Genomic DNA, 13,382 nt, shown 5'->3' on the forward strand with positions numbered 1-13,382 from the left:
TTACGGGCTTGCCTGGTGTCCGATGCTTTATACGCCTGCGGTCTCCTCGATGACACCTGCGCAGCGTTGGCACAGTGTCGGATGCTCCTCGCTGTGTCCCACTTCCGGTGTCACAATCCAGCAGCGCTCGCACTTCTCGCCCTCCGCGGAGGCCACCTGCACGGACAATCCCTTGAACGCATGCGCGCCTTCCGGTGCCGCAGCGCCCTCCGGATGCACGACAACCGCCGAGACGATGAACAGCAGGTCCAGCCGCTCGAAGCCGCCAAGGAAGGAAGCCACTTCCGCGCTTGGGTAGAGATGGACAGCCGCGCTGAGCGAGTTGCCGATCAGCTTCTCCTTACGCGCCTCCTCGAGGGCCTTCAGCACATCGTCGCGGATGATTCCGAACTGCTCCCACTTGCGCTCCAGCGCTTCGTCGAAGAGGGAGGCGTCCGCTTCCGGCATGTAGGCCAGCTGTACGCTCGGCAGGTCCGCTCCCGGGATGTACTTCCATACCTCGTCCGACGTATGCGGGAGGATCGGCGCAATCAGTTTAGTTATTACCGTGAGCGCTTCGTATAATACCGTCTGCGCGGCGCGGCGCGCCGGGTCCTGCGGCAGGGAGGCATACAGCCGGTCCTTCAGGATGTCGAGGTAGAAGGCGCTCATCTCGACCGCGCAGAAGTGGTGAACGGCCTGGTATACCACGTGGAACTCATAGTTCTCATACGCCGCGACCACACGCTCGATCAGCCGGTTCAGCCGGAGCATCGCATAGCGGTCGAGCTCGCTCATCTCCCGGACGGAGACGCGGTCTGCCGCAGGGCTAAAGTCCGAGAGGTTTCCGAGCAGGAAGCGCAGCGTGTTGCGGATCTTCCGGTAGCCCTCCGACGTCTGGTTCAGGATGTTATCGGAGATGCGCACATCCGATTGGTAGTCCGTCGAGGATACCCACAGGCGGAGAATGTCCGCTCCGAGCTTGTTGCACACCTGGTTCGGATCGACCGTGTTGCCGAGCGACTTGGACATCTTGCGGCCCTCGCCGTCGAGGGTAAACCCGTGGCTCAGGATTCCCTTGTAAGGGGACTGCCCCTTCACGGCAACGCCGGTGATCAGCGAGGAGTTGTACCATCCGCGGTATTGGTCCGAACCTTCCAGATACAGGTCGGCCGGCCACTGGAGCTCTTCGCGCGCTTCCAGCACAGCCATGTGGCTCGAACCGGAGTCGAACCATACGTCCATGATGTCCGTCTCCTTACGGAAATGGTCATGTCCGCACTTGGCGCACGCCGTACCTGCCGGCAGCAGCTCCTTCTCTTCGCGCAAGAACCAGGCGTTCGAGCCTTCTTCTTCGAAGATCTTCGCCACGTGCTCGATCGTCGCCTCGTTCACCAGCGGCTCGTTGCAGCTGCGGCAGTAGAAGATCGGGATCGGCAGCCCCAGGCGCGCTGGCGGGAGATGCACCAGTCGCCGCGCTCTGCGATCATGTTGTGCAGACGGATCTCGCCCCACTCTGGCGTCCAGTTGATCTTCTTGATCTCATCGAGCATCTCGCTGCGGAACTTGTCAATCGAAGCGAACCACTGCTCCGTTGCCCGGAAGATGACCGGCTTCTTCGTCCTCCAGTCATGCGGATACTGGTGCTGAATCGTCGCCTGGTGAAGCAGATGCGCCGATTCCTGAAGCTTCTCGATGACCGCCTTGCTGGCCTTGTCGTAGAACAGGCCTTCGAAGCCCGGCGCTTCGGACGTCATATGCCCCTGGTCGTCGACAGGGCAGAGCACGCCGAGGTTGTAGCGCTGGCCGATGACGAAGTCGTCTTCACCATGGCCCGGCGCCGTGTGTACGCAGCCCGTACCGGCTTCAAGCGTAACGTGCTCTCCGGTCATGACAAGCGACGTACGGTCATAGAACGGATGCTTGCAGAGCACAAGCTCCAGCTCGCTGCCCTTATGGGTTGCGAGAACCTTGACGTCGGTCCAGCCGATCTCCTTCGCAGCCGCTTCGAGCAGGCCCTGTGCCAGCACGAACTTGCGTCCGCCGGTCTCGACGGTGACATAGTCGAAGTCCGGATGCAGCGAGATGCCGAGGTTCGCAGGCAGCGTCCAAGGCGTCGTCGTCCAGATGACGATGGCCGCGTCCTGCGGCAGCTTGCCTTTGCCGTCCGCCACGTCGAAGGCGACATAGATCGAAGAGGACGTCTTGTCCTTGTACTCGATCTCGGCTTCGGCCAGGGCGCTCTCCGAGGAAGGGGACCAATAGACCGGCTTCAGGCCTTTATAGATATAGCCCTTGTTGACCATCCCGCCGAAGAGGCGGATCTGCTGGGCCTCATACTTTGGCTGGAGCGTGATGTAAGGGTTGTTCCAGTCGCCGCGGATGCCGAGGCGCTTGAACTGGGTCTTCTGCTTCTCCACCCACTCGAGGGCATAAGCCTTACAGTAGTCGCGGAATTCCGAGACGCTCATCTTCTTGCGGTCGACCTTTCCGCCGTTGGCGATCGCCTGCTCGATCGGCAGACCGTGCGTATCCCAGCCCGGCACGTAAGGCGCGTCATAGCCCTGCATCGTCTTGAAGCGGACGATGATATCCTTGAGGATTTTGTTCAGCGCATGGCCGATATGAATGTCCCCGTTCGCGTACGGAGGACCGTCGTGCAGAATGAACTTCGGTTTGCCCTTGCGGCTCTTCTGGACCTGACGGTAAATGTCCGTCTCTTCCCAGTGCTGCTGCATCTTCGGCTCCGCCTGCGGAAGGTTCCCCCTCATCGGGAACTCCGTCTGCAGCAGATTCAATGTTTTGCCATAATCCATCTTGCTCTCCACTCCTTCAACTTGTCCGTGTCGGCTTCACCCGCTGCCCGGCAGGCAGCAAAAAAAGACTCCGTCATCCCATAGGGACGAGAAGTCTCGCGGTACCACCCTGATTAAGAACTCCATGGCCGCCATTCACGCATACCTGCGCAGGGCGAACAGGAGTGTCTTCACTCATTGATCGATAACGGGATCGGCCGATACTCTTTACTGGTTGCTTTCAAGAGATGCTCCCGGGGGATCTTCTTCCGGTGCCGAAGTCCGGGCTTCCACCATTCCCCGGCTCGCTGGCTTCGGTCAGAACACGGAATACTCGTCCCGGTCATCGCTTTCGCTCATGTTAACTTTATATGGAGTATAGCCGATAGCAGGTCCGCCGTCAACTTTGGGGCGGGAACAGCGGCTTCGCGGTCCTTGGTCCTCCGGTTCCCGGTGCCTGGGCACCGGGGTGCTTCCCCCTGACGGCCTTACGGCTGCTCGACTTCCGTACGTTCCAGCGAGCTCCAGTCTTCCTTGCTCAGCAGCTCCAGCTGCGCTTCAATCAGCGTGCGGAAGCGGGTACGGTAGATCGACGCCTGCTTCTTCAGCTCTTCGATCTCCATGGAGATTTTGCGCGACTTCGACAGCGACTCATTGATGATGCGGTCCGCATTCTTCTCCGCTTCCTTGATGATGAGCTGCGCTTCTTTCTTCGAATTGTGCTTGACCTCGTCCGCCGCTTCCTGCGCTACGATAATCGTCTTGCTCAGCGTTTCTTCTATATTGGCAAAGTGGTCGAGTCGTTCCTGAATGGTCAGCAGCTGGTTCTGCAGCTCTTTATTTTCACGGATCAGGGCCTCGTAATCCTTGATCACCTGGTCGAGAAATTCGTTGACTTCGTCTTCATCGTACCCGCGAAAGGACCGGCTGAATTCCTTGTTATGTATATCGAGCGGTGTTAAAGCCATCGGTGCACCTCCTGCAAATTTAGCGAAACCAACTTTGTTACTTCGGTATATTCGACACCATCCCAATTTTTCCTGCACTTCGGACCAAAATTTCCCGTAGAATGCGGAAAATCGATGGTTTCAGACGGAATCCGCCCGTTTTTCGGCCTGCCTTCTCCGCCGTTACCTGTGCGACTTACCCCGCTCCTTGCCCGGACAGCAGAAAAAATCGGCAGTCACGAGTACTTGCCGATTTTGACACGGGTTCTTCCCTTTTTGGTGACGCCTTCGATTTCAAGCACCTTGAACCGGCCCGCTCCCTGGAGAGAGACCACATCGCCTTCGCGCAGCGGCTTGCTCGGGTCCTCCTCCTGCTTCCAGTTGACCTTGCAGCGTCCCGCCTTGATCGGCACGAGCACCTTGGCCCGGCTCAGACGGTACACGTCGCTGACGATCCCGTCGAGGCGCAGGGACGCCACGGAGAGCTGAAGCTCCTCGAGCTTCACCTCGGTGAACTGCAGACGCTCGAGCGGCAGCACCTCGGTCATGACATGCACCCGGTGCACCTGGCTCAGGTTGAGCCGGAAGTAGTCCGCAATCTCGGAGGCCACGAGGATGTGGCAGCCGTCCGGCCGCACATGGATGTCGCCTACCTTCTCCCGCTTGATGCCGAGGCTGAGAATCGCGCCCATGTAATCCCCATGGTCGAGATCTTCGAGCTTCTCATCCGGAGAGGTGATCGACAGCAGCGTAATCCCCGGGTCTTCCGATTCCAGCACGCGGTAGTCCGGCGCCACCCAGGCCCGCCGGCGTTCGGCGGAGGGATGGCCGCCGTTCAGCAGAAGCTGCACATCCATGCTGCGGTTGACCAGGGTCGTAAGAATGAAGGCCTGCCGCGGGTCCAGGAAGTCGGTCAGCTTGGCTTCGTGCTGCTCTGCACGGGCCACCCATTCGGCCGCCTTGTCGACGAAACGGTGCTCGTCGGGATGAAAATGCGAGTAGATCTGATCGGTTGACATGGCTGGCTCCGTTCGCTAGACCAGGTAGCTTACGATCGCGATAATCCCTTGGCCCACGAACTGCAGGGCGATCAGGGCGACGATCGGCGAGATGTCGATCATGCCGCCGAGCGGCGGGATAATGCGGCGGAAGATGCCGAGATACGGCTCGCACAGCTTGCCGAGGAACTCACCGATAAAGCTTTCCCGGGCATTCGGCAGCCAGGACAAAAGCACATACGCGATGAGCAGATATTGATAGATTTGAATCAGGGTAGCTACATAGCCGACGATGTTGAAATTCAAGGAGTTCACCTCTCTAAGTATATGCGTTATCCTTCGTGGTTCAAGATCTCCGAGATCGAGCCGTGAATCTCCACCGTATCCGGCGTGCATAAGAAAATGTTCGGCCCGATCTTCGTAGATCGACCCGTTCAGCGCGTAAACGGTTCCGCTGATGAAATCGACGATCCGTGTCGCCTGATCGGAGCGGATCCGCTGCAGATTCACGACGACCGGACGGCGGGAGCGCAGGTGATCGGCAATCTCCTGCGTTTCCTCATAGGAACGCGGCTCGTGAAGGATCACGCGGACATTCTTCTGGGAATGGATCGAAACGATATTCCCCTTACTGCTTTTACGCGGCTCCTGCACCGGCGTTTCAACTTCTTCCTGGGCCTCCACGACGCGCTCGCGCTCCACGATCTCCTCTTCTTCCTGCAGGCCCAAAAAGTTCATGAATTTATTCATCACACCCATATCCTTTCCTCCTTCGCTAGCGGCTCTCCGGCGCTTATTCCTTACCCACCAGGACGGTTCCGAGACGCACCCACGTGGCGCCTTCTTCAATGGCAATCTCAAAATCATTCGACATGCCCATGGAGAGGCCGTGCACTTCGTAATCCAGCAGCCCCGATCCGTTCAGACGGTCCCGCCACTCCCGCAGCCCGCGGAATACGGGACGGGTCTCTTCCGGCTCCGCTTCATAGGGAGCCATCGTCATCAGACCCTCGATGCGGATATGCGGGCAGCTGCGCAGCTCGCTTACAAAATCCATGAGCGCTTCCGGCTCCATGCCGTACTTGGATTCTTCGCCGGAGATGTTCAGCTGGAGGAAGCAGGGCACGGTGATGCCGAGCCCGGCCGCTTTCTTCTCGATCTCCTTCGCAAGCGACAGCCTGTCCAGCGAATGAATATAGTGAAACCGGCCGACGACTTCCTTCACTTTGTTCGTCTGGAGATGGCCGATAAAATGCCAGATCGCCCGGCTTCCGAAGGCCTCCCACTTCGCCGCCGCATCCTGCCAGCGGTTCTCCCCGATCTGGGTGAGCCCCTGGTCCAGGGCGGCGCCGGTGGTCTCCATCGACACATATTTGGTTACCGCAATGACCCCGACCTCATCGGGACGGCGTCCCGCCCGCGCGCAGGCGGCTGCGATCCGGTCATTGACGTGCTGTATGCGTTCCTGCAAATTCGTGTTCACTTGTGCTGCGTCCTCCCGCTGCCGACAATCTCGGTAACATGAACCGGAGCGGGAGGCATGAAGCTTATCCCCGCAGTCCGATCCAGGCTGCCATCCGTCCCGTTCTTCCCTTCTCCTTGCGGTGCGAGAAGAAGAGGTCCGTGCGGCAGCTCGTACATAAACTACTTATTTCGATATGAGACGGCATAATTCCTGCTTTTATCATAATTTGTCGGTTGACAGCTTGCAAGTTTAAGCTGTATTTGCCGTCCGGCTTCGCTTCGTAGAAGGGCGGCTGTCCCGCCTCCAGGGCGGCGCCTCCCGTCGTCTCCAGCGCCTTGTCGATCCGCGAAATGACCGTATCGTCCACTTCGTAGCAGCAGGCGCCGATCGAAGGGCCGACCGCGGCGCGCAGATCCCTCGCCTTCGTGCCGTAAGCGGCTCCCATCGCCTCGACCATCGACCGGGCGATGCCGAGTGCCGTCCTTTCCAGCCGGCGTGGGCAAGGCCCACCGCCCCGCGGATCGGGTCATAGAAGTAGAGCGGCACGCAGTCCGCGAACAGAGCGTACAGGTACACGCCCGGCTCGTTCGTCATGAAGCCGTCCTTGGCCTGCAGCGCGCTCTCCCGGTCCCGGATACCCGATCCCCGCAGCGCGGAAGTCACCATCTGGATCTCCTTGCCGTGCACCTGCTCGGCGTACGTGCCCGCCTCGAACGGAATGCCGAGCGCCTCCGCCAGCCTGCGGCGGTTCTCGACGACGGCCTCCGGCGCATCGTCCACATGCAGCCCGCAGTTGAGCCCCTGGTACGGCTCTCCGCTTACGCCGCCGATCCGGGTCGTGAATCCGGCGGTCACGGATGCGCTGCCGTTCATGAAAGGGCTGAGCTTCATCCATCCCGTGCCGTTATCGGCTTCCTGAAGTACAAATGGCTCCATGGGCTATCCCCCTCATGTATAATGATTCCAGTATACATCAAAGCCCTCCGGGATAGCTATGCCCGGCAGGATTCGGGAGCTGCAGCTGCGGTCCTCTTAGCCCCGGTACTGCCGGTTATACTCGTAATTCACCTCCGGCTCTTCGCCCTGGCGGTAGGAACGCATGTCATCGAGCTTGACGAGCACGACGTCCATGCCGATCTTGACGATATTCCTCCACGGAATGACGATATCGTCCGTGCCGCCGAAGAGTCCGAAGAAGCGGGCGGCACCCGGCACGACGATCGCTTCGATGCGTCCATAGTGCAGGTCCAGCTCCAGGTCGCTGATCTGGCCGAGCTTTTTGCCGTCCACAATATTGATGACATCCTTCGTCTGAAAGTCGGATATTTTCACCGCGAGCACCACCGCCCCGCCCTGTCCCCTCCCTCCGAAGGCCGGTCAGGGCTTTTGTTACTACTATATGTGGGCTTAGGCAAAAATGTCCCCTTTCCCGGGAAATGACTCTTCCGGCCCCATCCGGAAATCGCTGGAATGCCCCCGTGCTTCCGGGCATATCCTAACGGCAGGGTCCTCTTCCCCATCTACAAAAAAAGACCGCTTGCCGTCCGGAGACGGTAGGGTCGGATGGTCACTCGGAAAGGTCGCGGCCGCAGCCGGACGGGGATTAATTCTTTACATGCTTCTGCATCTGGGAAATCGCCGACTTCTCGAGCCGGGAGACCTGTGCCTGCGAGATGCCGATCTCATCGGCCACTTCCATCTGGGTTTTGCCGTCGAAGAACCTCATGGAGAGGATCATCTTCTCGCGGTCGCCCAGCTTGCGCATCGCTTCCCGAAGAGCAATGCCCTCGATCCACGACACGTCCTTGTTGCGGTCGTCGCTGATCTGGTCCATCACATAGATCGGGTCGCCGCCGTCATGATAGATCGGCTCGAAGAGCGAGACGGGATCCTGGATGGCATCCAGGGCGAAGACGACGTCTTCTTTGGGTACGTTGAGCGCCTCGGAGATCTCGTAGATCGAGGGCTCGCGAGAGTTCATATTGGTGAGCTGGTCGCGCACCTGCAGCGCCTTGTAGGCGATATCCCGCAGGGAACGCGATACGCGGATCGGGTTGTTGTCCCGCAGGTAGCGCCGGATCTCCCCGATAATCATCGGCACCGCGTAGGTCGAGAATTTTACATTCTGGCTGAGATCAAAATTATCAATGGCCTTCATCAGTCCGATACAGCCTACTTGGAACAAGTCGTCAACGAATTCCCCCCTGTTGTTGAACCGCTGGATCACGCTCAGCACCAGCCTGAGGTTCCCGTTCACTAATTTCTCTCTTGCAGATCGTTCATTGTTCGTCTGAAGCGCCACGAACAGTTCACGCATTTCCGCATTCGTCAAAACCGGTAGCTTTGCCGTATCGACACCGCATATTTCGACTTTGTTTCGGGTCACCGTGATTACCTCCCAAGGAGAAACATTACTGTTAATTATCTCCTCGGTTTGGTTTTTTATGCGGGTGCCTATCCGCCCCTGTCCCCTCACGGATCCCCCCGCAGGGCATCCAAACCCAATGACATCAAGGCAGGGCACACTCGCACCGATCCCAAAAAAAGATTTTTTCCACTTCACACCATCTTGTTGAACTCCTTGCGCAGCCGCTTGATGATCCGCTTCTCGAGCCGGGAGATGTAAGACTGCGAGATGCCCAGCATATCCGCCACATCCTTCTGCGTCTTCTCTTCCCCGTCCTGCAGCCCGAACCGCAGTTCCATGATGATCCTCTCCCGCTCCGTCAGCTTGTCGAGAGCCTTGTGCAGCAGCTTGCGGTCCACCTGCTCCTCGATGTTGCGGTAGATCGTATCGTTCTCGGTGCCGAGCACGTCGGAGAGCAGCAGCTCGTTGCCGTCCCAATCGATGTTGAGAGGCTCGTCGAAGGACACTTCCGTACGGATCTTGCTGTTGCGGCGCAGGTACATCAGGATTTCGTTCTCAATGCAGCGGGACGCGTAGGTAGCCAGCTTGATTTTCTTCTCGGGATCGAACGTATTGACTGCCTTGATCAGGCCGATCGCCCCGATGGATACGAGATCCTCGATGTTGATTCCCGTGTTCTCGAACTTGCGGGCAATGTACACGACCAGACGCAGGTTGCGCTCGATGAGCATCCCCCGAATCGCCGCGTCCCCGGACGGCAGCTTCTCCAGCAGATACTCTTCCTCTTCGCGGGTGAGCGGAGGCGGCAGCGCTTCGCTTCCACCAATGTAGTAGATCTCTTCCCCTTTGAGCCCGAACAGCAGCAAGAGACGAAAATAAAAAATTTGCATCGACAGCTTCCACTTCAGCATCATGGTACGCTTCCTCCTCCAATCGGGTCGTTGGTCCACCGGTCGTTCGTCCGGACCCTGCCTGTCCGGCGGTTATCTGCCGTCTGCAACGGCTTGAGCTACGTATGGACGAGTGACGGATGAATGATGGCCTGGTACGCGTTGTCGGAGCTGAGACGTCCTCCGTCCAGTCCGACGAGCACCTTCATCGCTTCCATGGTTCTGCCCTCCATGGTGATGACTACCCGGTCGGGTTTGATTGCGAGCATGAACTGCGTGCTTCGGTTGACACCCCGGTAGGGTACAAGCCGCAGGCGGTCCTGCCAGATGAACGCGTCGGTGCCGATAGAATTCACAAGCTGGTCGACCTCGGCCTTGCGGATCCGGGGCAGCCATGCCTCCGGGATATGCTCGGCCCACTGCAGCGCCTCCATGACCATCACCGGCGTCTTCGTCAGCGGGTCATACAGCTGGTTGCCCGTGTCGATGAGACCGGTACAGGTGGTGAGCGAGTCGCCGATATGGATATCCACCTTGGCGAGAAACGAGCCCAGCTCCTGCTTGCGCCGCAGGGCGCCGATCACCTGCCGGCACAGCCACACACTGAAGGGAATGGCGAAGAGCAGCAGCAGCAGCGTCACGTCCCAGCTGCGGAAGGTCAGGATGCCGCTCAAGATTTCTCCGGCCGACTGCCGGAAGTAGATCAGCCCGACGATCCCGCCGGCTGCCACGAAGTTCACCAGGTAGAACGCGCCTAAGTTTCTCAGAAAGTGCTGCAGCCCTCCAAACCCGAATGCGGTAAGCAGCATGATCAGCGACAGGGTGAACTTCAGAGCGAGCGTATACAGGAACGAAAGCGGGGGAAAAAAAATCATCACGGCGTAGCTGCCCCCGATCGCCGCCGCCAGAGCAAGCCTCCACCAGCGAAACGCCATCCTGCGCGTCCAGGCGGTCGTCCACAGCAGCGCGCCGTCAATCAATAGATTCAGAAGGAAAATGATGTCGATATAAACAACCATCTCCCACCTCCTCCGCCTCCGCCCTGTTCCTTCCGCGAATGAGACAAGTATATAGTAACTGTATTCCAAAGTCTGTCTAAACATGCCGGGGGCGGCGAACTAATTTTGTCGGATGGCGGGGCCGCATGGAAGTGCTGTTCCGGCCCCGTCTCTCTCCTGATGCGCCCCGTACAGAGTGATAGATTGCACCGGCTTCGTCCTGCGAGTCCGCCTTCCACCGCTGATAAAGGTAATGCACAAAGCAGGACAAACGGCCTCCGCCGCCCTTATTTACGGGTTTATTAAACCTATCCGATGACAAAAAAAGCGGGTTCCCTGATAGGGAACCCGCCTTGTTTGATAGGCTGTGATCTACTTGTTGTCGAAGCCGCCTCCGCGGTTGCGGTTGCGGAGGAATGTCGGAATGTCGAGCTGGTCGCTCGACGGCTGGCTGCCTCCGAAAGGACGGAGGTTGTTCAGCCGGTTGTCCGTCTGTTCCTGCTGTGGAGCTGCTGCGGAAGGAGCGGCGCCTGCTCCGGCACCCGGCTTGCGCGGGCCTGGAGCAATCGCTTTATGTTCAAATCCGGTGGCAATGACGGTGACCATGATTTCTTCCTTCAGCCGCTCGTCAATGACCGCACCGAAAATCATATTCACTTCCAGGTCCGAAGCCGACGCGACAATATCTGCGGCTTCGTTGACTTCATAGAGCGAGAGATTCGCTCCGCCGGTAATGTTCATGAGCACTCCGCGTGCCCCGTCGATCGAAGTTTCGAGAAGCGGCGACATGATCGCCTTCTTGGCGGCTTCCGCCGCACGGTTTTCCCCTGTGGCGATCCCGATCCCCATCAGGGCGGAACCGCGCTCGGTCATGATCGTTTTGACATCGGCAAAGTCGAGGTTGATAAGACCCGGTACAGCGATCAAGTCGGAGATGCCCTGTACGCCCTGACGAAGCACGTTGTCCGCTTCACGGAATGCCTCGAGCATCGGCGTCTTCTTGTCGACGATCTCGAGCAGCCGGTCATTCGGAATGACGATCAGCGTATCGACCTTCTCCTTCAGTGCGGCAATCCCCTGCTCGGCCTGCAGCGCCCGCTTGCGGCCCTCGAAGGTGAACGGCCGGGTGACCACGCCTACGGTCAGCGCGCCGCATTCCTTGGCAATCTCGGCGATGACCGGCGCGGCACCGGTCCCTGTTCCGCCGCCCATCCCCGCGGTAACGAAGACCATGTCGGAGCCCTTGAGCGCATTCATAATCGCTTCACGGGATTCCTCCGCCGCCTTCTTGCCCACTTCCGGATTCGCGCCCGCTCCGAGACCGCGGGTCAGCTTGTCCCCGATCTGAAGCTTCTGCTCGGAATGAGCCAGATGAAGCGCCTGAGCGTCCGTGTTCACGGTAATGAACTCTACGCCCTTTACGCCGTTCTCGATCATCCGGTTCACGGCATTGCTTCCGCCGCCGCCAACGCCGATGACCTTTATTTTAGCCAGTTGGTCCATGTCCATGTCAAATTCAAACATACTAGCGTCTTCCCCCTCATTAGGCTTTCATCATGAGCTTATCCCTGCTAGATAAACTCGCTTAACCAGTTCTTGAAACGTTCCATGGCCGAGGGCTTCTGCTGCTCTTGACCGGGAGCCGGTTTCTTCGGAATCAGTTTCTTGACTCCCGAGTTTTGCGTTTGCTTCGAACTGCGCAGATAACGGGAAGCATACTGGATAATGCCAACACCGCTCGTAAACGAGGAATCACGGACACCGATATAATCCGGTACGGCGATTCGCACGGAGGTAGCAAGTTCCACCTGGGCGACAGCCAGCATCCCCGGCATGGCCACAGTGCCTCCGGTTAGTACATACCCACCGGGGAGGTCACCGAAACCGAGCCTCTGCACTTCGAGCCGGATCAAATGGAATATTTCTTGAACGCGGGGTTCGATGATATTGGCCAGATCCACCTGGGAGAATTCCTTATCCGTGTTGCTCCCAATCCGGTTCACCTTGAACACCTGATCGCTTGCCGCATGATCCACAAGCGCACAGCCGAATTTCAGTTTGATCTTCTCTGCGATATCCGCCTGCGTCTTCAGGCCATAAGCTATGTCATTGGTGATGTATTCCCCGCCGATAGGCAGCGTGGAGGTGGCCACCAGGTTGTTCTCATTGAATACGGCAATGGTCGTGGCGCCCGCCCCGATATCCACGAGCACCGTTCCGATGTTCTTCTCATCCTTGGACAGAGCCAGATGACCGCTCGCCAGCGACATCAGGATGAGCCCTGCAACCTTCAATCCGGATTTCTCTACCACGCGAAGCAGGTTATGTATGGCTGTCTTCGTTCCGGTAACGATTGTAGCTTCCACTTCGAGTCTTACGCCGATCATGCTGCGCGGATCGTGAATCTGATCCGTTCCGTCTACTACATACTGGTTCGGAACCACGCCGATAATCTCGCGCTCCGGTGCCAGAGGAATCACCTTGGCCGCCTGAATGACGCGTTCGATATCGTCGTCTCCAATTTCACGGTCTTCATTGGATACAGCAACCACACCATGACTGGACTGCAGAGCGATATGATTCCCGGCGATGCCGACATACACTTCCGCAATTTGAATGCCTACCATCCGCTCCGCATGGTCCACCGCACTACGGATCGTTTGAACCGTTTGATCAATATCCACGATGGATCCTTTGCGAATTCCCTCGGAATCGGCAGATCCAACTCCAATTATATTAATGGCGCCGTTTACGACTTCCCCAATAATAACCCGAACTTTGGATGTACCGATGTCCAAACTAACAATGATGTCATTGCTGCTCAACCCGTGGCACCTCCTGTGACATATATTCGATCTGAGCCTTGGTCAGCATAGTCAACCATTTTGTAAATATTCCACACGGCCCTGCGATTCCCTCTTTTTCTAGCATAATTTTTCAGG

General features: G+C 58.2%; 10 protein-coding genes, 3 pseudogenes and 1 other annotated feature. All 13 genes and pseudogenes read right to left on the minus strand.

The window, feature by feature from the left end:
* Nucleotides 1–27: 27 nt before the first annotated feature.
* A pseudogene (gene ileS, locus PM3016_RS26825) lies at nucleotides 28–2,795 on the minus strand (isoleucine--tRNA ligase).
* A 79-nt stretch (nucleotides 2,796–2,874) separates the two neighbouring features.
* Nucleotides 2,875–3,130 (minus strand) — a binding site (T-box leader).
* A 132-nt stretch (nucleotides 3,131–3,262) separates the two neighbouring features.
* Nucleotides 3,263–3,742, minus strand: coding sequence for a DivIVA domain-containing protein (locus PM3016_RS26830; RefSeq protein WP_013917737.1), 480 nt, complete (start codon nucleotides 3,740–3,742; stop codon nucleotides 3,263–3,265).
* 215 nt (nucleotides 3,743–3,957) lie between these two features.
* Nucleotides 3,958–4,740: a YlmH family RNA-binding protein gene (locus PM3016_RS26835; protein WP_014371623.1), complete on the minus strand. Its 783-nt coding sequence runs from the start codon at nucleotides 4,738–4,740 to the stop codon at nucleotides 3,958–3,960.
* A 15-nt stretch (nucleotides 4,741–4,755) separates the two neighbouring features.
* Nucleotides 4,756–5,025 (minus strand): YggT family protein, encoded by a 270-nt coding sequence (locus PM3016_RS26840; protein WP_013917740.1) that lies wholly within the window; start codon nucleotides 5,023–5,025, stop codon nucleotides 4,756–4,758.
* A gap of 26 nt (nucleotides 5,026–5,051) precedes the next feature.
* Nucleotides 5,052–5,478: pseudogene (locus tag PM3016_RS26845) on the minus strand (cell division protein SepF).
* Between the two features lie 34 nt (nucleotides 5,479–5,512).
* Nucleotides 5,513–6,202 (minus strand): YggS family pyridoxal phosphate-dependent enzyme, encoded by a 690-nt coding sequence (locus PM3016_RS26850; protein WP_013917742.1) that lies wholly within the window; start codon nucleotides 6,200–6,202, stop codon nucleotides 5,513–5,515.
* 64 nt (nucleotides 6,203–6,266) lie between these two features.
* Nucleotides 6,267–7,120, minus strand: a pseudogene (gene pgeF, locus PM3016_RS26855) (peptidoglycan editing factor PgeF).
* Between the two features lie 96 nt (nucleotides 7,121–7,216).
* On the minus strand, nucleotides 7,217–7,516 hold the full coding sequence (locus PM3016_RS26860) for a YlmC/YmxH family sporulation protein (RefSeq protein ID WP_238540326.1): 300 nt from the start codon (nucleotides 7,514–7,516) through the stop codon (nucleotides 7,217–7,219).
* Nucleotides 7,517–7,787: 271 nt separating this feature from the next.
* Nucleotides 7,788–8,570 (minus strand): RNA polymerase sporulation sigma factor SigG, encoded by a 783-nt coding sequence (sigG, locus tag PM3016_RS26865; RefSeq protein WP_013917745.1) that lies wholly within the window; start codon nucleotides 8,568–8,570, stop codon nucleotides 7,788–7,790.
* A gap of 173 nt (nucleotides 8,571–8,743) precedes the next feature.
* Nucleotides 8,744–9,466 (minus strand): RNA polymerase sporulation sigma factor SigE, encoded by a 723-nt coding sequence (gene sigE / locus PM3016_RS26870; RefSeq protein WP_013917746.1) that lies wholly within the window; start codon nucleotides 9,464–9,466, stop codon nucleotides 8,744–8,746.
* Between the two features lie 95 nt (nucleotides 9,467–9,561).
* Entirely contained in the window at nucleotides 9,562–10,461 is a 900-nt protein-coding gene (gene spoIIGA, locus PM3016_RS26875) for a sigma-E processing peptidase SpoIIGA (RefSeq protein WP_014371627.1), read from the minus strand.
* A gap of 351 nt (nucleotides 10,462–10,812) precedes the next feature.
* Complete coding sequence (gene ftsZ / locus PM3016_RS26880) at nucleotides 10,813–11,964, minus strand: cell division protein FtsZ (RefSeq protein ID WP_013917748.1); 1,152 nt, start codon at nucleotides 11,962–11,964, stop codon at nucleotides 10,813–10,815.
* A gap of 47 nt (nucleotides 11,965–12,011) precedes the next feature.
* On the minus strand, nucleotides 12,012–13,265 hold the full coding sequence (gene ftsA / locus PM3016_RS26885) for a cell division protein FtsA (RefSeq protein ID WP_014371628.1): 1,254 nt from the start codon (nucleotides 13,263–13,265) through the stop codon (nucleotides 12,012–12,014).
* Nucleotides 13,266–13,382: the final 117 nt, after the last annotated feature.

The organism is Paenibacillus mucilaginosus 3016 (assembly GCF_000250655.1).
Lineage (GTDB): Bacteria > Bacillota > Bacilli > Paenibacillales > NBRC-103111 > Paenibacillus_G > Paenibacillus_G mucilaginosus.